This is a genomic window from Polaromonas sp. CF318, from assembly GCF_000282655.1.
Lineage (GTDB): Bacteria > Pseudomonadota > Gammaproteobacteria > Burkholderiales > Burkholderiaceae_C > Polaromonas.
Genome location: NZ_AKIV01000139.1, coordinates 8,806 through 33,281 on the forward strand (window position 1 = coordinate 8,806; position 24,476 = coordinate 33,281).

13 protein-coding genes are annotated in these 24,476 nt (G+C 67.9%); 3 read left to right on the top strand and 10 right to left on the bottom strand.

Translation table 11 applies throughout. The features are described from left to right. Positions 1-4: 4 nt before the first annotated feature. Together PMI15_RS21290 and PMI15_RS21295 are read right to left on the bottom strand one after the other, a co-directional pair. A complete protein-coding gene (locus PMI15_RS21290; protein WP_007874045.1) occupies positions 5-4,147 on the bottom strand; it encodes an OmpA family protein in 4,143 nt (1,380 codons plus the stop codon). After that, positions 4,144-11,787 carry an SdrD B-like domain-containing protein gene (locus PMI15_RS21295; protein ID WP_007874046.1) on the bottom strand — a complete coding sequence of 2,548 codons (7,644 nt, stop codon included), beginning with the start codon at positions 11,785-11,787 and terminating at the stop codon, positions 4,144-4,146. Before PMI15_RS21295 ends, PMI15_RS21290 begins: the two co-directional genes overlap by 4 nt. A gap of 305 nt (positions 11,788-12,092) precedes the next feature. On the opposite strand from PMI15_RS21295, the gene PMI15_RS21300 reads away from it, so the two are divergent. From PMI15_RS21300 to PMI15_RS21310, 3 genes are read left to right on the top strand one after another with little or no spacing between them, the layout of a single operon-like run. Continuing rightward, positions 12,093-12,800, top strand: a complete 708-nt coding sequence (locus PMI15_RS21300) for a response regulator transcription factor (protein WP_007874047.1) — start codon at positions 12,093-12,095, stop codon at positions 12,798-12,800. Continuing rightward, complete coding sequence (locus tag PMI15_RS21305; RefSeq protein WP_007874048.1) at positions 12,793-14,538, top strand: FecR domain-containing protein; 1,746 nt, start codon at positions 12,793-12,795, stop codon at positions 14,536-14,538. The genes PMI15_RS21300 and PMI15_RS21305 overlap by 8 nt, the downstream gene beginning before the upstream one ends. A 6-nt stretch (positions 14,539-14,544) precedes the next feature. Further along, positions 14,545-16,482 (top strand): CHASE2 domain-containing protein, encoded by a 1,938-nt coding sequence (locus PMI15_RS21310; RefSeq protein ID WP_007874051.1) that lies wholly within the window; start codon positions 14,545-14,547, stop codon positions 16,480-16,482. Positions 16,483-16,503: 21 nt separating this feature from the next. Here PMI15_RS21310 and PMI15_RS21315 read toward each other — a convergent pair whose 3' ends face one another. The 8 genes from PMI15_RS21315 to PMI15_RS21350 all read right to left on the bottom strand — a co-directional run bounded on the left by PMI15_RS21315 (position 16,504) and on the right by PMI15_RS21350 (position 24,476). Beyond that, a complete protein-coding gene (locus tag PMI15_RS21315; protein ID WP_007874052.1) occupies positions 16,504-17,454 on the bottom strand; it encodes a succinylglutamate desuccinylase/aspartoacylase family protein in 951 nt (316 codons plus the stop codon). A gap of 1 nt (position 17,455) precedes the next feature. Further along, on the bottom strand, positions 17,456-18,538 hold the full coding sequence (locus PMI15_RS21320) for an asparaginase (protein ID WP_007874054.1): 1,083 nt from the start codon (positions 18,536-18,538) through the stop codon (positions 17,456-17,458). Between the two features lie 92 nt (positions 18,539-18,630). Beyond that, entirely contained in the window at positions 18,631-19,656 is a 1,026-nt protein-coding gene (locus tag PMI15_RS21325) for a tripartite tricarboxylate transporter substrate binding protein (RefSeq protein ID WP_007874056.1), read from the bottom strand. Between the two features lie 87 nt (positions 19,657-19,743). Continuing rightward, a complete protein-coding gene (locus tag PMI15_RS21330; protein WP_007874061.1) occupies positions 19,744-20,637 on the bottom strand; it encodes a LysR family transcriptional regulator in 894 nt (297 codons plus the stop codon). Between the two features lie 127 nt (positions 20,638-20,764). Beyond that, complete coding sequence (locus tag PMI15_RS21335) at positions 20,765-22,141, bottom strand: formimidoylglutamate deiminase (protein ID WP_007874062.1); 1,377 nt, start codon at positions 22,139-22,141, stop codon at positions 20,765-20,767. An 18-nt stretch (positions 22,142-22,159) separates the two neighbouring features. Then, positions 22,160-22,981: an N-formylglutamate deformylase gene (gene hutG / locus PMI15_RS21340; RefSeq protein ID WP_007874063.1), complete on the bottom strand. Its 822-nt coding sequence runs from the start codon at positions 22,979-22,981 to the stop codon at positions 22,160-22,162. Between the two features lie 50 nt (positions 22,982-23,031). Then, a complete protein-coding gene (locus PMI15_RS21345; protein WP_007874064.1) occupies positions 23,032-23,811 on the bottom strand; it encodes an amino acid ABC transporter ATP-binding protein in 780 nt (259 codons plus the stop codon). Continuing rightward, the gene (locus tag PMI15_RS21350; protein WP_007874065.1) at positions 23,808-24,476 is read right to left on the bottom strand and encodes an amino acid ABC transporter permease; all 669 of its coding nucleotides are present in this window, start codon (positions 24,474-24,476) and stop codon (positions 23,808-23,810) included. Before PMI15_RS21350 ends, PMI15_RS21345 begins: the two co-directional genes overlap by 4 nt.

The window sequence follows — 24,476 nt, forward strand, 5'->3', positions numbered from 1 at the left end:
ACCCTCAATACGCCGCCAGCACGTTCAAGAACCAGCCACGGCTGCGGTAAGACAGGTCGGTCAGGTCGTCCGAGTACTTGGTGAAGTTGTAGCCCACACCCACTTTGACGCCCTTGCCGAGATGCCGGTAAACACCCAGCAGCGCGCCGGCTTTGGCGTCTTGCGCTTCGGTGGCGCGCAGGTTGCGCAGCTCCAGGAGCGCGTCCCACTCCTTGACCAGGTGCAGGTCGGCGCGCAGGATCAAGAGGTCGGCGCGGCTGGAGAACCATTCGCCGCCGGCCACCGGTGATTTGAGCTCGCCGATGCGGAAGGCGTACTTGGCGCCGACGGAGAGCCAGGGCTTCACATCGTAAATCGTGTCGACCGAGAAGACCTGGCTGCGCTGCGCGTAGTCGGCCGCCTGGCCCGAAGGCGTGAGCTGGCCGGCGGTGGGCACGTTGTTCAAATTGGTGTACTTGAACAAGGTGTTCCAGCGGTCGCTGTCGACGGGGCGGTAGGCGCTGCCGAGCACAAACTCGTGGTAGTTGCCGTCAACGAAAGCGCCCTGGCTGTTGCTGGAGCGCGAGACGTTGAGCTTGCCCAGCAAGCGCCATGCGGGGTCGACCTGCAGGCCGACGGTGTTGCGCATCAGCCAGGTGGTGCGTTCGCCGGAGATATTGCCTTTGTCGTGGCGCCATTCGATGTTGCCGCCGTACTTGAGGCCGTCTTTCTTGTAGCCGACCGAGCCGCCCAGTGCGCGGCGCTTGAGGTCGCCGGCCAGCGGGTCGGACACCGTGCCGAACTCGACCTTGGCGCCGAAGTTCCAGCGGTCGTTGGGCGACCAGTCGGTGCCGAAGGCCTGGGTCAGGCTTTGCGGGCCCGCGCCGTTGACCGAGCGGCCTTCGCCGAAGACGCGCAACTGGTCGGAGACGCGTGTACTGGCACCCGAGACCAGCGTGCCCTGACGGCCGCGCCAGGCGACGTCGGGGCTTTCGGTTTCCACGGTGTAGGCGAGGTAGGCATTGCTGCGGTCCGAAATGCGGTAGTCGGCGCCCAGCTTGCCGCCCACACCCATGCTGCCGCTGGAGGCTTCGCCGCTGAGCTTGACGCGTTCGCTGACTTGCAGCGCACCGCCCAGGCCGACACGGTTGTTGGGATCGCGCGTGTCGTCGCGCTCCAGCGTGCCCTGCACATAGCCATAGGCTTCCCAGTTTTCTTTCTCGCCGGGCTTGCCGCCTTCGCGGTCGGGTCGGTAGTCGGCGCGCAGCTGCGCATCGGTGCGCGAGCCGGTTTGCGAGAGCAAGGCGCTGGCATTCGGCGTGACCTTGGAGCGGTCGTCGGCGCGCACGCCGGCCGCGACTTCCCATTCGCTGCTCAGCGCCTGCCGCACGGCGAGCTCGGCGTTCTGGCTGTCCTGCAAATCGCCCTCGCGCCGGTCGGCCTTGAGCAGGATGCGCGTGCCCGGCATTACCTCCACGTCGGCGGAAGCACCGGCCTGCTTGACGGCCTCGCCGCCTATGCCGATCTGGCCGGGGGCGGAGTAGCCGCGGTCGCGGTTCTGCGCATAGGCGGTGACCTTGCCCTTCATGCTGTCGGTCACTTCGGCCAGGTCGACCGAAGCTTCGAGACGCTCGGCGCCGGCCGACTGGATGGCGCCGCTGCTCAGGGTGTTGAAGCCGAAGCCGCCGTCAATCGAGGTCTGTGCGCCGTTGCCCGGGCCTTTGGAGCGGGCCGCCTCGAACTTGAGCCAGGTGCCGGGCTTGTAGCGCAGTGTGCCGTCCATGCCTTTGAGCGTCTGGCTGGAGCCGGTTTCGCCCTGGTGGTAGGTGCTGGCGCCCAGCTGGAAGTGGTCGTTGATCCACTGGCTGGCGCGCAGGCCGGTCGAGAGGTTGCTGATGGCGGTGACGCCGGGCGCAAATTCGTACGTCGTGACCAGGTAGGTGGGCTGGCCGCCGACCGCCGAGGTCATGATCAGGCCGGCGCCGCCGCCGCTGGCGGACAGCGGCGACTGCAGCAGGATGCGGCCCTGCAGGTAGTTGATCTCGTAGTCCTGCGTGGGCGCGAGCTCGCGGCGCTCTATCACCATGCCGGAATCCTTGTCGCGCACTTCGATCCAGACGCGCTCCGAGCCCTGGGTGATGTCCAGGTGACGCAGGTAATAGATGGAGCCGCCGGTGCCGCGGAACTCCTCGCGCGAGGCCAAGGTGCCGGGGTCGGCCGCGAAGGCGTCGATCTGCGTCTGTTTCTCGCCGTAGGCCGTGGCCTCTTCGGAGCGGTAGCGCAGCTGCGCGCCGTACAGGCCGCGCGAATACTGCATGAGCTCGGTGCCGCTCCAGGAGGTCTGGAAGTTGCCCCACATGACGTGCGAATCGCCTTTTTGCAGCTTGACAAAAAATTTGCCCTGCGTGGGCGCGTCGTCCACCGTGGTGCTGTCGTCGCCGTAGACCGGGTAATACAGGTTGGGGTCTATGCTGCGCAGCAAATACTTGGGGTCCTTGCTCGAGAAGTTCGAGAACAGGTCCTCGATGGGGCCTTCGCGCGTGTCGGCCGAGGCCGTCAGCAGCCACTCGCCCTTGATCTTGCCCTTGAGGTAAAACGCGGCGCGGCCGTCGACGTAGACCTTGTCTTCGTAGTGGCTCAGGTCGCCGGTCACCAGCTTGGCGGGGCCGGAGACATTGTTCTTGCCGACCGTCAAATCGCCGAGCGCCAGGTAAAACCAGTCGTCGGACGCGATGTTGAGGTTGCGGCGGAAGGTGCTGGCGCGGCCGTCGGCCTCCTTGAGCGTCACTTCCACCGACTGCGGGCCCGCCGGCATGATCTGCTTCATCGCGAACTTGCCCTGCGCGTCTATGGGCAGCTCCAGGCCCAGGGCTTCTATGCGCTGGCCGGGTTTGAGCTTGCTGCCGTTGACGGTGATCGTGCCGCCGCTGACCGGGATGTTGCGCAAGGCCAGGCTGTTCTCACCGTAACCCGTGAGGCGCTCGCGTTCGAGCTTGTCCTGGTCTTCGTTGGCCGGCATGGCGCGCGCGAGCAGGTTCAGCTGCTTGAGGCTGGTCTCGTCAAAGCGGCCCTGTGCGTCATAGACACGCAGCAGGTAAAACACCTGGTCGCCCGCGGTGTTGGCGGGTACGTTCCAGCGGCTGGCGCCCGACCATCCGATCGGCAGGATCTCGAACGGTTGCTCCTGGGTTTTCTGGCCGGGGCGGAACAGCCGCAGCTCGGCCTTTTTGATCCAGGGGATGTAGTTGGACCAGGCGCGGAATTCCACGGCTTCGCCCTTGACCGCCGTGCCCGGTGTGGCCCAGGCGTTCATCAGCGGTACGGCGGCCAGGCTGTCGTAGCGCACCTGGATGTCGGCTCGCTCGAGCGCGACGTCGGCGCAGCGCTGGCCGTCGGCCTCGTTGGGGATCTCGGCCGTGTTGATGGGCTCGCCGTCTATGGTGATGCGGAAGGGAACGTTGGACTGGCCGACGGCCTGCGGTGTGCAGGGAGCCAGCGGAGCGGGCATGGCCACAGGCGCCGCTGCCGGCACCGCGGGCTGGAACCACACACGCAGCTCCACGCGGCGGTTGCGGCTCATGCCTTCGGGGGTCGCGTTCGAGGCCAGCGGTTTGTTCTCGCCCTCGCCCTGTATCGAATAGCTGATGGAGGGATTGTTCAGCAGCTGCTTCAAGTAGGCGGCCACGGCCAGCGCGCGCGCTTCGGACAAGCCCTGGTTGTCCTTGAAGATGCGTTTGGTATCCGGGGCCAGGCGCTGGTTGTCGGTGTGGCCAACCACGGCAATGCGCATGCCGGCCGAAGCCGCTCCCTTGCTGCGGATTTCGGTAGCCAGCGATTCAATCGCGGCTTTGGCGGACGGTGTCAGTTCGGCCTTGCCCGAGACAAACAGGCTCAGGCCGCCGGCTTCTTCGAGTGCCTTGTCGACAGAGGCCGGCGCCTTGGGCGTCTGGGCCGCGCGGGCCTTCATGCCGGCCGCTTCCTCGCGTGTCACGCCCGAGGGCATGGGGTAAGCGATGGCGGGCTGCACTTCCGCGGGCGGCGGCACGCTGAACAGGTCTATGCGGCCGTTGTCGATTCGTTTGCCGCTGACTTCGGTCGCGGCCCAGGTCGATGCGCCCGCGCAGAGCAGGCCGGCGGCGACGGCTATCGCATGTGTACGGAACTTCATTTCGCCGTCTCCAGCTCGGTTTCAATCATCAGGGGGTGCAGCGGCGCGCTTTCGGCGTCATCGCTGTCTTTGTTCCCCTTGCTCCTCTTTCGCCTGGCCTCCCACAAGGCCTGTATTCGCTCGCTGATGGCGGCCACGCGTTTTTCGGCGAGGCCGGCCGCCTCGCCGCCGCGGCGGTAGGCGATGCGCAGCACGGAAGGCCGCGCGGCGAGTTGCTCGGGAAGTTTTTCCAGGGTGGCGAGGTAGGCGGGCTGCAGCTCGGTGCCGTCGCCCTTGCCGGTGAAGGCCGCGCCCGACAGTTCAAGGCGGACCACGCGGTGCACGGTGGCGCCGAAGTTGAGCTTGACCATCTTGCCGCGCGTCACGCGCACGTCACGCGGGTTCTCGGTGGTCAGGCGGTAACCGGAAGGCAGGGTGCGCTCATCCACTTTCATCACGAAGTTGGAGCCGCGGTCGGCGTTGGGAATCGCCGCGCAGGCGACGTGGAAACGCCCGTCGTGGTCGCTGGTGACCAGCAGGCCGCGCGCCGTGGCGATGCGCACGTTGGCGATGCCGGGCTCGTCCTGATCCTGGTAACCGTTGGCGTTCTTGTCGTCGAAGACCTTGCCGATGATGTCGGAGCAGTCGAAGGTCGGGTCCGGCACCACGCGCACGGCGGCCGTGGCGGTGTTGGAGACCTGCGCATTGACCAGGGCGTTACGGGCCGCGACCTGGTTGATGTAAGTGCCTTCGGACACGCCGGTACCGACCACCAGCAGCATGCGCCAGGTCTTGCGTTCACCGCCGGCGAACGACAGGTTGGGCCAGGTCAGGTTGCGGCCGCTGATGGTGGGCTCCAGCGCCACGCCGTTGAGCGAGGCCGAGCCGGTGCGGTAACGGAAGCCCGCGGGAATCAGGTCCACCACGCTGATGTTGCCGAGCACGGCATTGAGCGTGTTGGTGGCGGTGATGGTGTAGGGCACCAGGTCGCCGCGCACCACGTTGACCAGCGGCGTGCTCTTGGTCATCACGATGGCGCCGCCCAGAATCGGATCCAGCGGGATGTGGTTGTTCAGCACGTTGGCCGAGCCGGGAATCGCGGCAAAGGTAAACGTGAAGAAATACTGCGTGGTGGCCGCGCCGCCCGCCAGGGCCAGCGTGTTGTTGGGGCAGGCCGCGGGGTTGTGCAGCGGCACGCCGGTGCCGGGCGCGAAGTTGCTGTTCTGCACCAGCGCAGGGTCCGGGCTGGGCGGTGCCAGGCCGACACCCAGGGTGGCCGTGCAGGCCGGGATCATGGCCGAGGGGCCCGGCAGGTAACCGGCCGGCGAGGTCACGGTGAGCGTATACAGCGTGCCGCCCACGGGTGCGCCACCCAGCAGCAGGAACTGGTAGGCGCCGTCCGCGCCCGTGGTCTGCGTGAGGCTGCCGCCAATCACGTCGGCCGCCGTGAGGCCGGGTGCGGACAGGGTCACGACGGCGCCGGGCACGGGTTGCCGCGTGACGGCATCGTAGACCACACCGCTGGGGTCCAGCGGCAGGCTTTGCGCCAGCGTGGTGGTGCCGGCGGCCAGGGTCAGGCCCTGCAGCGTACCGTCGGTGTTGTTGGCGCCGGCGGGATTCGAGTTCACATTGACCGTGCCGTTGGTGTACGGCAGGCCGATTTCATTCGGGACCGGGCGGCCGTAGATGCGCCCGCTGGTCGGTTCGCGGAAACGGATCTGGTAGCCAGAGCCGGGCGCCACGCTCGGGAAGGCGTAGGCGCCGCTGGCGTCGGAGGTGGTGGTGCCGACGACCACGCCGCCCAGCGTCAGTTCCACGATCCAGCCGGGCACCAGCGGCTCGCCGGGGTCCTTGATGCGGTCGTGGTTGAGGTCGCGCCACACCGTGCCGCGCACCGCGGCCACGTCGGAAATCACCGTGGGGTCGGTGGCGGTGTTGTTGCCCGTAAAGCCGGCAGGCTCATTGCCGCCGGAGACCACGGCCGTGTTCACCAGCACCTGGCCGGCCAGGCCCGCGGCCACCGCCACGCGCACCGTGAAGACGGGCGCCGTGCCACCCGCGGCGATCACGCTGTTGGTGGTGCAGGTGACCGTGGTGACGGCGCTGCTGCAGGACCAGGTGGCGCCGCCGGCGACGGCGGCCACCGTCATGCCCGCGGGCAGGGTGTCGACCACCGTGATGGTGCCGGTGGTCGCGACTGTGCCCACGTTGGAGACGGTGATGGTGTAGAAGCCCGTGCTGGAGCCCTGCGCAAAGCTGATCGGCGAATGGGTCTTGGCGATCGCGAGGTCAGGCGCGGCGCCGGGGATCTCGGCGAAATTGTTGTCGGCCGACACGGCGTTCGCCGTTGCCAGCGGAATTGCCGAGATGGACGAGACCGGGTTGGCCGGCAGGGTCGCGACGCCGCCGGTGCTGCCCGCGATGGTCTGGCCGTTGGTCGTGCCGGTCGCTTGCGGCAGCGGCTGCGTGACGGTGTAGTTGCCTTGCGCCAGGCCGGTGAAGCTGTAGCGCCCGTCGGCCGTCGTGGTGGTGGTCCTGGAGACGGCCAGGCCGTTGATGTCGGTGCCGGTCAGGTTGATGGTCTGACCGCCTATGCCGTGGTCGCTGCCGTTGACCGCGCCGTTGTTGTCGTAGTCCAGGAAGACGCGGCCGGAAATCGTTCCGCCGTTGGCCACTTCGGCGAAGTTGTTGCCGCTGGAGGTGGTGTTGGGCGGCAGCACGATGCTGCTGATGCGGCTGGGCGTGACGGCAGGCAGGGTGGCCGTACCGGGCGTGCCGCCGTTGGGCACGGCACCGGCGGTGGTGATGCCGTTGGAGGTGCCTGTGGGCTGTGTGGGTTCCACCACGGTATAGGAGCCGGGCAACAGGTTGCCGAAGCTGTAGCCGCCGGTGGCGTCGGTCACCGTGGTGGCCAGCAAGGCATTTGTGCCGGGGTCGCGCAGCTCAATGGTCACGCCGGCCAGCGGGTCGTCCGCGCCGTCCTGCACACCGTTGTTGTTGAGGTCCTTGAAGACCTTGCCGCTGATGGTCGAAGGCACGACTTCCGCGAAGTTGTTGTCGGCCGAACCCGAGATCTCGCCGCCCGCGCCGTTGCCGTTGAGCGTGATGTTGGTGACCTGGCTGCTGGTCGTGGTCGGGTTGGAGGCGGCGCCGGCCGTGCCGGTGCTGCCGTTGATGCCGCTGATGGCGCCGGCCGTGGTGATGCCGTTGGTGGTGCCCGTGGGCTGGGTGGGCTGGCACACCGAGTAGCTGCCCGCGGCCAGGGAGGAGAACAGGTAGTTGCCGAGCGCGTCGGTGGTGCCGGTGCTCAGCAGCGCGCCGCTGCAGTTGGCACCGCTGCGCAGTTCAATGTTCACACCGGCGATGGGCGTGTCGGTGCCGTTCTGGAAAGTGCCGTTGGGTGTGGGGTTGTTGTCCTTGAAGACCTTGCCCGAGATATAGCCCAGGGTGCTGATGGTCAGCGTCGCGTTGGCGGGCGCCTGGTTGTTGCCCAGGTTGGTCTGCAGCGCGCCGGCCGGGATGTTGTTGGTGTGCACGCCGGCGGTGAGGCCGGTCACGTTCACGTCAATCGTGCAACCGCCCGCGGGAATGGTGCCGCCGCTGTTCAGGCGCACGCTCGTCGCGTTGGCCGCAGCCACCACGGTACCGCCGCAGGTGGTCGCCATGGCGGGTGTGGCGGTCAGCTGGATCTGGCCGGGCGCGGTGGGCAGCACGTCGTCAAAGTTCGCGCTCAGCGTCATCGCGCTGCTGTTGCTATTGCCAAGGACGATGCTCAGGCGCGAGACACCACCCGGCGGGATCACGGCCGGCGTGAACTGCTTGCCGACGGTGGGCGGGGTGGAGACGATCAGTTGCGCGCTGGTGGGCTCCTCGTTGCTCACGCCTTCATTGGTGGTGATGCTGGCGGTGGGAACCGTGTTGGTGTAGACGCCCGAGATGTTGCTCAGCACATTGACCGTAACGGTGCAGGAGCCGGCGGCCGCGAGCGTCGCGCCGGTCAGGCGCACGCTGGTCGCCGAGGCGGCTGCAACGACGGTGCCGCCGGCGCAGGTGGTGGCCGCCGCCGGCGTGGGCGCGACCACCAGGCCCGAAGGCAAGGCATCGTTCAGCACCAGGCCGGTCAGGGCCGTGTTGTTCGGGTTGTCAAAACGCAGGGTCAGCACGGCCGGCGCACCGGGCGCCTTGCTGTCGGCGCCGGTGGTGAAGCCGACCGGGTTGCCCGCGTCCAGGGTGCGGGCGCTGAAGGCCTTGTGCACGACGACCGGCGACTTGGCGCGCAGCGTGTCGCTGGTGGGCTGCGTGTTCGACAGCGGGTTGCCGCCGGCGCTGGCGGTCAGCGCGTTGGCGGGAATGGTGTTGACGTAATCGCCCTGGGCTGCGACCAGCACGTCGATTTCAGCCTGGCAGCTCGCCGGCGTGTTGCCGGCAGCGGCGGGGATGGTGCCGCCGGACACCTGCACGCTGTTGGCGGTCGAGGACACGGTCGCGCCCTGGCAGGTCGTCGTCGGGTTGGCGCCGCTGGGCACGGTCACGCCGGCCGGCAGGGTGTCGGTCACAGCCAGCGCGCTGACGGGCTGCGACAGCGGGTTGTAGAACGTGATGCGCAGGCGCGAACGCTCGCCGGGCTTGACCACGTTGGGCGTGAACTGCTTGACCAGGCCGATGTTGGTGCTAATCGCCAGGCTGGTGGTCGCCGGGTTGTTGTTGCTGAGATTCTGGTCGGTCAGGACGGCGCCGGCCGGAATGGTGTTGGTGTTGCCGCCCGTCACAGTGGAAGTCACGTTGACGCTGAGCTGGCAGCTGGCGTTGGCCGCGAGCGCGGCGCCGGCCAGGCTGACCTGGCGCGTGTTCGCCACCGCGGTCACCACGCCGCCTGGGCAGGTTGTGCTGGGCGCGGGGTTGGGCGTGAGCACCCAGCCGTTGTTGGTGCCGCCTGCCGTGCCGCCCACGGTGAAGTAGTCGGTGAAGCGCAGGTTGGTGACAGCCTGCGTGCCATTGGCGATATTGATGGTCAGGCGGCTGACCTCGCCCGGGAAGGTCAGCGAGCTGATGGAGGTGGCCTTGCTGATCGCGATGCCGGTGGGCGGGGTGAACAGCAAGGTGGCGCTGACCGGGGCGACGTTGCGCACACCGCCGTCAGCCAGGATGGAATCGGGCGGGAGGGTGTTGACCCAGTTGGCCGCGCCGGTGGCGACCACGTCGAACAGCAGGGCGCAATTGCCGCTGCCCGCAATGCTGGCGCCCGTGAGGGTAATGCTGCTGGCACCGGCGGCGCCGGTGATGGAGGTCGCTCCCGCGCAGGTGGTCTGCCCGTTGGGCGGGCTGGCCAGCACCATGCCCGCCGGCAGCGGGTCGGTCACGCTGACATTCGTCAGGGCCAGTGCGCTGGTATTGAGCAGTTGCACCGTGACGGTGGACTTGCCGCCCGAGGACACGCTGGCCGGGTTGAAGCTCTTGGTGGCGCCCAGCGCCGAGGTGTAGGTCAGCGTCGCCGTGTTGGTGGTCACGGGGGTGAGCGTTTGGGTCGTGCCGTTGCCGAAGGTCTGCGTGCCGCCCACGGTGGCCGTGTTCGGGTAGACGCCGGCCGGGCCGACCACGTCGACCTGCAGCACGCAACTGCCGTCGGCGCCCAGGCCGTTGCCGGCGCGCGCGGGCACGGTGCCGCCGTTCAGGCCCACGGATGTAGCGCCGGCGACCGCGGTGATGACCGGGCTGCCGCAGGTGCTGGCCGCGTTCGCCGGGTTGGCGATACGCAGTTGCCCGCCGCCGCTGTTGGCCAGCTGCAGCGTGTCGGAAATCGACACGTTGGTCAGCGGGTTCGCCGACTTGTTCGTCAGCGTGATGGTCATGCGGACGATGGTGCCTTCGGCAAAGGTGCTGACGCCGGGAGACGATTGCGCAAAGGCCTTGCTGGCTGCCATCACGGCGGCGTTGGTCGTCACGCCGGTCGAGTTGGAAGCGCCGCCGTTGCAGGTCGCGCCGGCGTTGTAGCAGACGCCGCCCGCCGCAATGGTGTTGGCCGAGGAAGCGACCGCCGTGCTGGAGGCCATGGCCCACATCGTGATGACGCAGGCGCCGGGCACGCTGGGGCTGGCGCGGGCCGGCAGGGTGTCGACCGTGAACACCGCCGTGCTGCTGCCGACGGCGCTTGCGGAATTGACGTTGCCGCAGGCCGCGGTCACGGTCGGCGTGTAGTTGATGCCGCCGATGGTGCCGGTCAGAAAGGTCTGGCCGTTGGTGAAGTTGTCGGTCACCGTGAAGTTGTTGATCGCGCCGGCGCCGTAGTTCTGCACCGTGACCTGGTACTGGATGGGGTTGCCGGGTGCGACCGGGCTGGCGGGCAGCGCCGACTTGAGCACGCGCAGGTCGTCGGCCACCAGGATGGTGGCCGAGGCGCTCTGGCTTTTGATGGCCGCGTTGCCGACATCGACCGCGCCTTGCGGGATGTTGTTGGTGTAGGTCACCGGCACGCCCGAGGCCTGCACAAAACCGTCGTAGTTGACGGTGACCGTGCAGCTGCCGTTGGCGGGAATGGTGCCGCCGGTGAGCCTCACGCCCTTGTTGCTGTTGATGGCGGCGGCCGCGCCGCCGGCGCAGCTGGTGGATGCCGAGGTGACGTTCAGGCCGGTCGCCGGGTTCACGCCGCCCAGGCCGTCGATGGGGCTGTCGTCGAAGGTCGTGACGGTAAGCGGCGTGTTGCCGCTGTTGGTCAGCGTGATGGTCAGGCTGCCGGAGGAGCCGCTGGACAGCGAGCTGCCGGAGAAGGCCTTGGCCACGCTGAGCGGCGACCTGACGGTGACGTTGGCCTGCGCGTTGGCCTGCGCGGGAATGCCCAGCGAATTGCTGAAGTCGCTGCTGCGGTTGATCAGGTTGCTCTGGGCGTTGGTGGTGTACTGGCCGTTGGTCTGCGACGCTTCCACCGCGACCACAAAGCTGCAGCTGCCGTTGGCGGGAATGTCACCCGTGCCGGTCACGCTGGTGGCGCCGGCCACCGGGGCCGGGTTGAAGGCGGGCGCGGGCCCGCTGGTGCAGCTGGCGCTGGCGCCGGGCACGGCCGCGACGCTGATGATGGCGCTGCCGCCCAGCTGCGGGAAGTTGTCGGTGATGCTGAAGCCTTCGATGGCCACCGGGTTCGGGTTGGTCAGCGTGATGGTGAGCGAGGTGGTCGCGCCGCCCAGCACCAGGGTGGCGCTACCGAAGGCCTTGGAGATTTGCGGCTGCTGCAGCGCCCGGATGTTGAAGGTCTGCGAGACGTCGCCGCTGTTGCTGCCGGCGCTGCTGGTCACCGCGCCGTTGAGGATCTGGTAGGCGTAGGAGGTCGCGTTGCCGGTGGAGCTGCCGGCGGTGACCGGGATGTCGATCACGCACTGGCCGTCGATGCCGCCGGCGGCGGCCGGAATGCTGCCGCCCGTCAGGTCCAGCGCCTGCGACCCAAGCGCTGCCGTGAACGCACCGCCGCAACCGTTGGTGACCGCGCCGGCCACTTTCAGGCCGTTGGGCAACACGCCCGGCAGGCTGTTGCTGAAGGCCACGTTGGTCGCAGCCACCGGGTCGCTGTTCGACAGCGCGATGCGCAAAGTCGCCATTTCACCCGGATAAATACCCTGTGCCGGGATGATGGCCGTCACCGAGGCGGTCAGGGCAAAAGCGGCCGCCGGCATGAGCCCCAGACCGAGCAGAACGGACGCCGCGCGGACCCGGAAAACCGGGTTCGGCAGCTTGCATACAAGTTTCGCGCAGCGTCGGAAATGTTCGAGCATAGTTGTGACAAGAGGTAAAAGGTACTAGCGCGGCGGATGATAGGTTGGCTGTTGGAAACAAAGGGTAAATCCTTGTTTACACTTACTAATTACCAACACTCGGGGTGGGCAGGCAGTCGTCAGACCACTAAACTTGGTTCGCCAAAGACACCAAAATCTGTAACCGTAAGTAACAAAGTCCGTTAGACCCGGTCCCCTGAACCCGTATGCCCCACACTTCCGCCCCCCGAATTGCCTACCTGGAGGACGAGCCCGAAACCGCTGAAGCCGTGTGTGGATGGATCAAGGAAGCCGGCCTGGCGGTGGAGCTGTTCAACCGCGGCGCCGACTGCGCGCGGGCTGTGGAGAGGGGGCAGTACGCGGCCTGCCTGCTGGACTGGCTGGTGCCGGACATGTCGGGGCCCGAAGTGCTGGCGCGGCTGCGGCTGCAGCTCAAGGAGGCCTGTCCGCCGGTGATTTTTCTGACGGCGCGCGACAGCGAGGACGACGTGGTGCAGATGCTGTCGGCCGGTGCGGTCGACTACCTGGTCAAACCGGTGTCCCGGCCCATTCTTTTGGCGCGGCTCAATGTGGTGCTGCACCGCTCAGGCCTCAAGCAGGAAACCCGGCGCAACGCCTGGGGGCAGCTCGAGGTGGATTTCGCCACCCGGCAATTTTTTGTGGAAGGCCGGCGTGTGGAGCTGACCGAGCTGGAAACCGATTTCGCGCTCTACCTGCTGCAAAACGTGGGGCGGTTGCTGACGCGCGCCCACCTGCTGTCGACGGTCTGGGGGCATAACACCGACGTGGAGTCGCGCAAGGTGGACGTGCAGGCCAGCGCCCTGCGCAGAAAACTCAAGCTGTCTCCCGAATCGGGCTGGCGCCTGGTCTCGGTCTATGGCCAGGGCTACCGGCTTGAGTGGCTGCATGACTGAGCACTCACATCTTTCCTGCAAATCCGGCCTGGGCCGGCAGCCCGCCAGGCCGGGCACTTCCGGAAAATTCCCCATGCACAAACACATCGCCGCGGGGTTGCTTTCACTGGGCATGGCCACGCTTGCGCCGGCCCAGACCTCGCCCGCCGCCGGCCTGCCCGACAAGGCGTCCGGCGTGCCGGCCTGGCTTTACAGCGTGCGCCCCGGGGACACGCTGATCAGCCTGGGCCAGCGCCACCTCGTGGACCCGCAGCGCTGGGACGTGGTGCAAAAGCTCAACCGGATTGCCGACCCGCACCGTATCCCGCCGGGCACGGTGCTGCGCATCCCGGCCTCCATGCTGCGCAGCAGCCCCGGCCAGGCCACGCTGAAAACCGTGCACGGCAGCGTGCGCTGGCGCGAGGCCGAAGGGAACTGGAAAACCGCCGCCACAGGCCAGGCGCTGCCCGTGGGCGCCGAGCTGCAGACCGAGGCCCTGGCCAGCGCCACGCTGGAGCTGGCCAACGGCACGCAGCTGCGCGTGCACCCGGGCTCCACGCTGGTGCTGGACACCCTGAGCCTCTATGCCAACGGCCTGATGGCCGACACGCGGGTGCGCCTGCTGCAGGGCCAGACGGAAATCACCGACAACCCGGGGCGGCGCACGCAGCAAAACCTGCGCGTGCTGACGCCCAGCGCCCAGGCCGTGGTGCGCGGCACGGTGTTCCGTGTCGGGGTGGAAGCCGGCCAGACGCGCGAAGAAACCCTGGAAGGCTCGGTCGGCGTGGATGCCACCGGAAAAACCGTGGTCGTGGGGCCGGGCTTCGGCACGCTGGCGCGCGCCGGCGAGGCGCCCATGCCGCCGCGCGCCCTGCCCGCCGCGCCCAATGTGTCGGCCCTGCCGGCCCGCCTGGAGCAATTGCCGCTGCGCTTTTCACTGCCGCCCACGCGCGGCGAACAGGGCGGCGTACTGTGGGGCCAGGTGTCGCAGGACAGCAGCTTTGACGCCATCCTGGCGGAAAGGACCTCGCAGTCCGGCGTGCTGAGTTTTGCCGACCTGCCCAACGGCCGCTACATCCTGCGCGTGCGCGCCCTGGACGCGCTGGGCCTGCAGGGCCTGGATGCGCGCCATACCTTCACCGTGGCGGCGCGCCCCTTCGCGCCCGCGCTGCAGGCGCCGGGCCGATCGGCCACGGTGCGCTCGCCGCGCCCCACCCTGCGCTGGACCCGTGCCGTCGATGCGGCGCGCTACCGCGTGCAGGCCTCCACGTCGGAGAACTTCGCGCAAGTGCTGCTGGACCAGCCGGTGGCGCAGACCGAGTGGCTGCCCGCGGACGACCTGCCCGAGGGCAAGCTGCACTGGCGCGTGGCCAGCATCACAGCCCAGGGCGAGCAGGGGCCGTGGTCCGCCGCGGCGCCCTTCACGTACAAGCCCGCGCCCGGCCAGCCCGACCTGGGCCAGGCCGCGCTGCGCTACGAGGCCGACGCGCTGCTGCTGGAGTTGCCCGCGCCGCCGCAGGACCATCACTACCGGGTCTCGGTGTCGGCCACGGCCGGCATGGCGCCCGAGGACCAGCAACAGGATTCCTCCGACGGCAAGGTCCGCCTGCCCCGTCCCTCGGGCGGTGCGCATTACCTCGGCGTGCGCCTGGTCGACAACCAGGACGGCACCGCGGGCCCGCCCATGCTGCAGAAGATAGACGTGCCCTCGCGCCATCCCTACATGTGGATGCTGGGCCTGCCCCTGCTGCTGCTCTAGGCCGCCATGCAAGACAAGCGCCCGCCCCGCAGCGCGCACAGCCTGCGTGAATTCCTGGGCATGGGCCTGCTGCTGGCCGCGCTGGCCGTGGGCGTGAGCGCCAGCGGCTGGCTCGCGCGCCTGGACTATTTTCTGTTCGACCTGTCGCAGCGCCTGGGCGCGCAGCCCGCGCCGACCGGCGTGGTCATGGTGGCCATCGACCAGGCCAGCCTGCAGGAACTGGGCCGCTGGCCCTGGCCGCGCCGCGTGCACGCCGACTTGCTGCAGCAGATATGCCGGGCCTCGCCCAAAGCCGTGGCGGTGGACATCGCCTTCAACGAAATCGGCGACGACCCCGCCGGCAACCAGGCTCTCGCCAAGGCCCTGCGCGCCTGCGGCAATGTGTCGCTGCCCGTCGTGATGGAAAGCGCCCGCCAGGGCGGCCAGTTGCTGGAGTCGCCGCCCATTCCGCTGCTGGCGCGCTCGGCGGCCGGCCTGGGGCGCGTGAGCGTGCGCCTGGACGAGGACGGCGTGGCGCGCGGCGTCGACCTCTGGGAAGGCGTGGGCACCGCAAGCTGGCCCTTGCTGGCGCAGACCGCGCTGCAGATCGGCGGCTGGCAGCCCCCGGACGGCGCGGCCCAGCCGCAGCCCGGGGACACGGCCCGGCTTGTCAGCGACGAGGCTCCCACGCTGGTGCGGCGCGAACCCCGGCTGCTGCGCTTTGCCGGGCCGCCCGGCACCATCCCCAGCGTCTCGGCGGCCGAACTCATGCGCCCCGGCGCGCCCGCCCAGGCGCTGCGCGGCAAGATTGTTTTTGTGGGCGCCACGGCGGCCGGCATGGGCGACATCCTGTCCACGCCGGTCACCACCCACGGCGCCGCCATGCCGGGCGTGGAAGTGCTGGCCAACGTGCTGCTGAACCTGCGCGACGAGCGCTTTATCGTGCCGCTGGGCAGGGCCTGGACGCTGGCGCTGGGCGCCGTGCTGGCGCTGGTGCCGCTGCTGTGGGGGACGCGCTTCATGCCGCTGCCGGGCCTGCTGGCCAACGCCGCCTGGCTGGCCGTGCTCGCCGGGCTGGCCCTGGCCCTGCCCCTGGTTTCCGGCGTCTGGTTCGCGCCCTCGGGCGCCCTGGTCGCCGCGATCGCGGCCTACCCCTTGTGGAGCTGGCGCCGCCTTGAAGTCGCCAGACGCTACCTGGACTGGCAGCTCCAGCAACTGACGGGCGCGCCTGCGGGCAGCCCGTTTTACCGGCTCAGGTTCGAGCAGCGCATCGACTACGTGAAACAGGCGCAGCAGCGCTTTCACGACCTGCACAAGGAACGCGAGGAGACTTTGGCCTTCCTGTCGCACGACATCCGCGTGCCCCTGGCCGCGGCTGTGCAGCAGCTGGGCGGCGGAACGCTGGACGAGACGAACCAGCACCGGTTGTTCCAGCAGCTGCGCCGCGCGCACAAGCTCGCGCAGTCGTTTTTATCGCTGGCCCGCGTGCAAAGCCTGGAACAGAAAGACCTGCGCGAGATCGACCTCGGCAGCGTCGCGCACCAGGCCACCGATGCGGTCTATGAAGCGGCCCAGGGCAAATCCGTGCGCCTGGCGCGGCACATCCCCGACGAGCCGGTGTGGATACGCGGCGACTTCCACCTGCTGGAGCGCGCGCTGGACAACCTGCTGCACAACGCCCTGCGCTTCTCCCCGGCGGGCGGCACCGTCACCTTGACGCTGACCCTGCAGGGCGGAAAAGCCGAACTGTCGGTGGCCGACCAGGGGCCCGGCGTCAGCGCGGAAATGCTGCCCCATCTGTTCGAACGCTTCAGCACGCAGAAAGCCACGCAGCGGCCCGCCCACGGCACCGGCCTGGGCCTGTACTTTGTGCACAACGTGGCGGAACGCCACGGCGGCCAGGCGGGTTATGAGGCGCTGGTGCCTAACGGCGCGCGCTTGTGGATACGGCTTCCGCTGTTGTAGCGGTTTGCGGGCTTTCCGGGCTCAGGCCCGCCGCCCCAGCCGCACCGTGGTGACGCCCGGCCGCAGTTGCCGCAGCGAGGGCATGACCAGCACGCAGTCGTCATAAGGCGTGACAAGATTGCGGCCCGCATCGGTGGCGATCACCGTGCCGGCCTTGGCGATGACTTCGCCGCCGGTGTAGCTGCCGCTGAAACGAAAATCCATGGACGCGGCGACCACGCGGTCCGTCACGACCACGGGCGCGGGCGGCTCCCGGTCGGGCAGCAGCCAGCCCATGGGCACCTCGCTGCGCGCCAGCGCGCCGGCCTGAACCAGAAAGCGCATCAGCGTGTCGCGCGCGGCGCTCACGGCGCGCGGATCCCAGTGCTGGCCGGCTTCGAGCAGCAGCGCGATGCGCCCGCCCTGCGCATCCGAGAATTCTCCGTAGTCGCGCATGCGTACGCCGTCGGCATGGCCGCCGTCGACAACCACCTGTGACGCGGTGCGCAAGCCCTGGGCAAAGGCGATGTTGCGCGCCAGGGTGCCGGTGACCAGCAGGGGCGTGCAAGGCTCGTGCATGGAATGCAGATCCAGCAAGTGCGTGGCACGGTCCACAAAGGGCCTGAGCTGGCGTGCGCGGTCCAGCTCGGCGCTGCGGCGCGAACCGTCCAGCACGTCGGAGGCCCAGACGCGGTTGAAGTCTTCATCGATGAAACGTGAAGCATCGGGCCGCGCGGCCTCGAAGCGTTCAAACGCGGCGACATTGCAGAACGCCAGCGTGACCCGGCCGCGCGCCGGCCGCCAGCCGGCGGCCAGCAGCTCGGCCAGCGCAATGGCGCCCGAATATTCATTGCCGTGCACCAGGGCCGTCACCAGGATCTCGGGGCCGGGCGCCGCGCCGCTTCGCTCATGCACATGGTCGACACCGGTGTTCGAAGCCGACCAGCGCGCCAGGTTCGGCGCCAGGGTATGGACTGGATGATGACCGGGCATTTCAATACTTCCAGAAAATCTTCTGCAGCTCCCGGGTGTCCCTTGTTTTCGTCAAGGCCAGGGCCATCAGGATCCGGGCCTTCTGGGGATTCTGGTCGTCGACAACGAGCCAGTCGTTGGCGTCATCCTTCACCGAGTTGTTTCGGATGACCACGCCGCTGCCGGTGCGGGTCGCCCGAACCACAAACACCCCTTTGCCGCGAATCTCGTTAAGCGGTCCGACCATGTATTCGGGAACACTTCCCCCACCGACACCCGCATGAATGATTCCCTTGGCTCCGGACGCAACGAGTGCGTCGTATGCCGCACGGTTCATGCTCTGGTAGCCATACGCAATGTCCACCTGCGGCAGGGTCTGAATCTTGTCAATGTCGAATTCACTCTGCACGGTATGCAGGCGAATCGGTGCGCGATAAAACCTGGCCTGGCCTTCGATGACAAGACCGAGCGGTCCGTAGGGAGACTTGAAGGTGTCGACACGGGTGGCATTGGTTTTGGTGACATCGCGAGCGCTGTGGATCTCGTCATTCATGACCACCAAGGTTCCCTTCCCTGCCGCCTCTTTACTTGCGGCAACCGCCACTGCGTTGTAAAGGTTAAGCGGCCCATCGGCACTCAGCGCCGTGCCGGGCCGCATGGATCCGAGCATCACGACCGGCTTGGTGCTTTTGACGGTGAGATTGAGAAAGTAGGAGGTCTCTTCCAGGGTATCGGTGCCGTGGGTAATCACGATGCCGTCGACCTCGTCTGACTTGAGGAGTTCAGTCACCCTGCGGGCAAGCTGGAGAACACGGTCGTTGGTGACGTTGTGCGAGCCGACCTGGAAAATCTGCTCCCCCTTGACGTTGGCAACGGCCTGGATCTCCGGCACTGCGGCCATGATCTTGTCGACTGCGACCACAGCCGCCTGATAGACGCCAATGTTGGCGCTCGATGCGCCGGCGCCGGCAATCGTGCCGCCGGTGGCGATAAGCACCACATTGGGTTTCCTCGCTTCCTGGGCCAGCGCCGAAACCGAAAAGGCAAGCGGCAACAGCAGGCCGCAGGCGAGCCTGCGCAGCAGGGATATAAGAGATATAGACATGGGACTTCCTTCCTCGTAGGACTGAAAAGATGATTAAGCGCGCAACAGATGCGCATCAGGGCGGGGCCGGATTTTCCCGGCACCGGTCCCGCTCATGAACTGGTACCGGTCGCCACCGCCTTGTTGACCACCGCGCGCACGCGCTGGGTTTCGGCACGCACAAAGGCCGTGAGCGCCTGGGGCGTGCCGCCTTCATTGGAGATGCCGGCCTTCTGCAGTTTTTGCCAGACGGCTTCCTCGCGCAGGATCTCGTTGAGTTCGCGGTTGAGCCGCGTGACCATGGGCGCGGGCAGCTTGGCGGGGCCGAAGAGGCCGAACCAGACGTTCATGTCATAGCCCTTGAGTTTGGGGTTCTCGGCCAGCGCGGGAATTTGCGGCGCGGCGCGCGAGCGCGTGGGCGTGGTGACGCCCAGCGGAACCATCTTGCCGGACTCGATATGCGGCAGCGCGGAAGACAGCACCGAGACGCTGAACTCGATGTTGCCGCCCAGCAGGTCCTGCAACTGCTGGCCCGCACCGCGGTAGGGCACATGGCGAAAACTGGTGCCGGCCAGCAGGTTGATGAGTTCGCCCGACACGTGCAGCGGCGTGCCTATGCCCGAGGACGCAAAACTCAGCTGGTTGCGTTCGCGTTTGGACTTGGCGATGGCTTCTTCCATGGTCTTGACGCCGGTCTGGGTATTGGTCACAAACACCATCGGCGTGATGCCTATCAGCCCCACCGGCGCCAGGTCGGTTTCGCCGTTGTACTTGATGGCGGCGTTGTAAAGCCTGGCAATGGACACCTCGCTGCCCGAGCCCAGCAGCAGCGTGTAGCCGTCCGGGTTGGCGCTCACGACTTTCTGCGCGCCTATGGTGCCGCCGGCGCCACCCACGTTCTCGATGACGACGGGCGTGCCCAGGCGCTTGGACAGCGGCTCGGCGATGATGCGCGCGACCAGGTCCACGCTGCCGCCGGCGGGGTAGCCCACCACCAGCGAAATCGGCTTGGCCGTGGGCCAGGCCTGGGCCTGGGCGGTGGAAAGCGCTGAAAAGGCGAGCAGCGCCAGCAAAGCTGTCGCGGCCCCGCGCAGGGCGCGGGCCAGGGGAAATTGAAGGACGGGGGAATGTGTGGGCATGACGGTCTCCTTGTGGGTGGAGGCAGTCTAGGAACCGGCGCCCGGCAAGCGCATGCGCATCACGCATGGGCGCATGCGTATGTGTGTTCAGGCGCTTGAGGCCGTCCAGATTTTTTGCACCCGCTCATTGCGCGGGCTGCGGTTGCGGTAAAGCCGTATCTCGAAGCGCACGGCAATCCCCTGCGGGTCGGCCGCCACCAGCCGGCCGCAGCGCAGGTCCTCGCCCACCAGGCCGCGCGGCAGCCAGGCCAGGCCCACGCCCTGCAGGGCCTGCTCATGCAGGGATTCGGCGAAGTCGGACTCGGTCACCGTGTGCAGGAAAAGCTCGCGCGCGTCGCGGCTCAGGCCGTCCTGCAGGATCTGGCTCAGCGCCAGCGTGGGCGCATAGCCGAGCACGCGCGCCGGCTCGCGCGCGCTGCCGGGCAGGGCATGCAGCGCCCGGCCGTCGGGGCGCGGCGCGCTCACGGCCACGAGTTCGTCGGTGCCCAGGGTCTGCCCCTCGAAGGCCTGGCCGTCCAGCAGCATGGGCAGGCGCGGGTGCGTGAAGGACAGCAGGAAGTCGGCCGCGCCCTGCTCCAGCGCGGTGGCGCCTTCGTGGATGGAGCCCGTGAGTATGCGCAGGCGGAACTCCCCGGCGCCGCGCTTGACGCGCGCCAGCCAGGCGGGCACGGCGGTGCGCGACAAGGTGCGGCCGGTGGCCAGCGTGACCCAGTCCAGGCCGCCCTGCGCGTGCTGTATACGGGCGCGCACATCATTGAGGCCCATCACGGCGCGGCGCGCCACGGGCAGCAGCTCTTCCCCGGCGGCGGTGAGCGCCAGCGGCACGACGGCACGGTTGACCAGGTCGGCGCCGGCCCAGAGCTCCAGCGCGCGCACGCGGCGCGAGAACTGCGGCTGCGTCACATGGCGCAACTCGGCCGCGCGCGAAAAGCTGCGCTCGCGTGCCAGGGCAATGAAGTCTTCCAGCCATTTGTGGTCCACGGCAGCACCTTGTTGGGGAGATGGGGCGATGGTATCGCCTGCCGGGACACCCCTGCGATAGATTGGCCGTAGCCTGGTCGAATTCGCGTTCTATACGGCCAATTGATACGGCTAGGCGGGGGCCGGCTCAGCCCGCCCACAACGCCCGCATGGCGCGCGCAAAGGCTTGCGCGCGCTCGGGCGAAGGCGCGGCGATGCGTTCGCCCGCCACAAACACCTCGCCAAATGCCGCGCCCGGGCTGGAAAACACCAGCGCATCCAACAGGTGGCCGGCCGGCACGCCCAGCAGCGCGGGGGATTCCAGGTCCAGCGTGACAAAGTCGGCGCGCTGGCCGGGCGCCAGGCCGGCTTGCCTCTGGCCGGTGGCCGGAAAGCCACCCGCCAGTGCGGCTTCAAACAGGCCGGCGGCACTGCTTTCGCTGCCCAGGACGCGCGCGGCGATGTTGCGCTGGCGCAGCGTGAAACGCTGGGAATATTCAAGCAGGCGCAGCTCTTCGGGCCAGTTGCGCGTGACGTGGCTGTCGGAGCCTATGGACCACTTGCCGCCCGCAGCCGCATAGGCTGGCAGGTCGAACACACCGTCGCCCAGGTTGGCCTCGGTCGCGGGGCAGATCACGATGGCCGCACCTGCGCCCTGCACGCCTTGCAGTTCGGCCGGCGTGGCATGGGTGGCATGCACCAGGTTCCAGCGGGCGTCGACCTCGGCGTTATTCAGCAACCATTCAATCGGGCGCTGGCCGGTGTGGGCGATGCAGTCCTCGACCTCCTGAGTCTGCTCGGCGATGTGAATGTGGACCGGCAGGCCGGCCTGCTTGGCCGCGGCCGCGAGTTCCTTCAAGGCCGCCGGCCCGGCGGCGCGTAGTGAGTGCACAGCCACGCCAACATTGATGCGTGCATCGCCTTGTGTTTGCCGCCGCACTTGCTCGACCACGCGCACCACGCTCTCGGGCGTGGACGAAAAGCGGCGCTGGTCCTCGCGCAGGCCCGCGGCCTTGAAGCCGGAACGCATGTACAGCGTGGGCAGCAGGGTCAGGCCTATGCCGGCGCGCCGCGCCGCGCGCACCAGGGCCAGCGACATCTCGGCCGGGTCGGCATAGGCCGCGCCGCTCACGTCGTTGTGCAGGTAGTGGAAGTCGCAAACCTCGGTGTAGCCGCCGGCCAGCAGTTCGGCATACAGCTGGCTCGCGATCGCCTCGAGCTGCTCGGGCGTGATGCGGTTGGCCGCGCTGTACATACGGTCGCGCCAGCTCCAGAAATCGTCGGAGGCATGGGCGCCCGCGCTTCGGCGCTCGGTCAGCCCCGCCATGGCGCGCTGGAAGGCATGGCTGTGCGCGTTGACCAGGCCGGGCAGCACCGGGCCGGGCAGCCGCGTCGCGCCTTGCTGTTGCTGAGCGGTGGTGCCGGGCTGCACGCTGTGCCAGCTGCCGTTGGCAGCTACCTCAAGCAGGACGTCTTGAGCCCATGCGCCCTGCACCCAGGCCTGGGGTGCGAAAAATGTCTTCATGCCGCTGCTCATGGCGCGTCAGGCGTAAAGATGGTTCGCGGCCTGCAGCACGCCGGCCACCATGTTTTTGAGCAGGGGCTGCACATGCCAGGCCAGGGCCTCGTCATAGGCGTAGGGCGGCACTTCCTGCATGTAAAGGCTTTGGCACATCTCCAGCTGCACGGCATGCACGTCCTCGGCGGGCCGGCCGTAGTGGCGCGTGATGTAGCCGCCCTTGAAACGTCCGTTAACGGCAAGGCTGATATGGGGTGCGGCATCGCAGGCCTGCACCACCGCGGCGGCGATGGCCTCATGCGCACTCGCGCCGCCGGCCGTGCCGATGTTGAGGTCGGGCAGCTTGCCCTCGAACAGCCAGGGAATGTGCGAACGTATGCTGTGCGCGTCCCACAGCAGGGCGAAGCCGTGCTTCGCCTTCAGCCGCGCGAGTTCGGCGGCCAGGGCTGAATGGTAGGGCTGCCAGCAGGCCTCGCGCCGCCGCGCGCGCTCTTCGGGTCCGGGCTCACGGCCGGCCTTGTACAAAGGTTCGCCGCTGAAAAAGCGCGTGGGGCACAGTTCGGTGTTGGACGCCCCGGGGTACATGGGCGCATCGTCGGGCGGGCGGTTCAAATCGATCACATAACGCGAGTAGCGCGGCCGCAGGACGCTGGCGCCCAGCAGAGGCAAGAAGTTGTAGAGCCGGTGCAGGTGCCAGTCGGTGTCTTCGACCTGCAGCGCTTGGGCGGTATAGCCGTCCTGCAGGTCAGCGGGGATTTCCGTGCCTATGTGCGGCATGCTGACCAGCAGCGGCACAGTGCCGCGCTGAAGGCTGAAAACTTCGCTGTCGTCGCTGAAGTCACTCATGGGATTCCCTGAAAAAGTGGGGCGCGAAAGCCCGGAAGATGTCGGCGCGATCAGTTGCGGGACAACACGGCCTGGAGGAAGTCACGCGTGCGGGCCTGCGTGGGCTTGGTAAAAATGATATCGGGCGGCCCGGCTTCGATCAAGGCGCCGCCGTCCATCACCACCACCACGTCGGCGACCTCGCGCGCGAAATCCATTTCATGGGTCACGACCATCATGGTCATGCCCTCGCTGGCCAGCAGCTTCATGACCTGCAGCACCTCGCCGACCAGCTCGGGGTCCAGCGCGGAGGTGGGCTCGTCAAACAGCATCAGCTGGGGCTGCATGGCCAGCGCGCGGGCAATGGCCACCCGCTGCTTCTGGCCGCCCGAAAGGCTGGCCGGCATGGCGTGGGCCTTTTGCACCAACCCCACCTTATCGAGCAGGGCCAGGGCCTCGGCTTCGGTTTGCTGCCTGGACAAGCCGCGCACCTTGCGCGGGCCGACGGTGATGTTGTCGATGACCGACAGGTGCGGAAACAGGTTGAAGGACTGGAACACCATGCCGACGTCTTCGCGCAAATGGTTCAGCGCCTGGTCGTCCAGCATGCGGCCGGCGTCGGCCAATACGCGCCCGCAGATCTCGACGTGGCCGCTGTCGGGTGTCTCCAGCCCGTTGCAGCAGCGCAAAAACGTGCTCTTGCCGGAGCCGCTGGGGCCTATGACCACCACCACCTGCGAGGGCTGGACATCAAAATCAATGCCGTGCAGCACCACATGTTCGCCGAAGGACTTGCGCAGTCCCCGGATGTTGACGATGGGCTTGTTGATGCCTGGGGTTGGCGTATTCATTGCACCATGCCCCCCGCACGAAGCCGCTGCTCGATGCGGCGCAGTGCCAGCGTCGTCAAGCCGGTCAACACAAAATACATGACGGCAATCACGAGATAGACCTCCAGTGAACGGTAGGAAACGCTGATGATTTTCTGCCCCTCATGCATCAGCTCATGAATGGTCAGCAGCGACACCAGCGCGGAGTTCTTGATCAGCGCAATGAACTCATTGCCCAGCGGCGGGATCATGCGCACCAGCGCCTGCGGCAGGATGATGTTGCGCATGGCCGTGCCGTAGGACATGCCGATGGACCGCGCGGCCTCCATCTGGCCCTTGTCGATGGACTGGATGGCGCCGCGCACGATCTCCGACACATAGGCGCCGGAATAAATGCCCAGGCCGATCACGCCGCACACAAACGCCGGCAGCATGATGCCGAACTGCGGCAAACCGAAAAACAGGATGAAGAGCTGCACCAGCAGCGGCGTGCCGCGTATGGCCGCCACATAGCTGGTGCACAGCGCGTAGACCACGCGCCGGGCCGGATTGAGGCGCCCTATCCCCACCAGTAAACCCATGATGCAGCCGAGCACCAGGGCCACCGCGGTGATTTCCACGGTCACCAGCGCACCCGAAAGAAGGTTGCTCCAACCCGCGAAAGCCGGGGAGAAATCGAGTTCCAT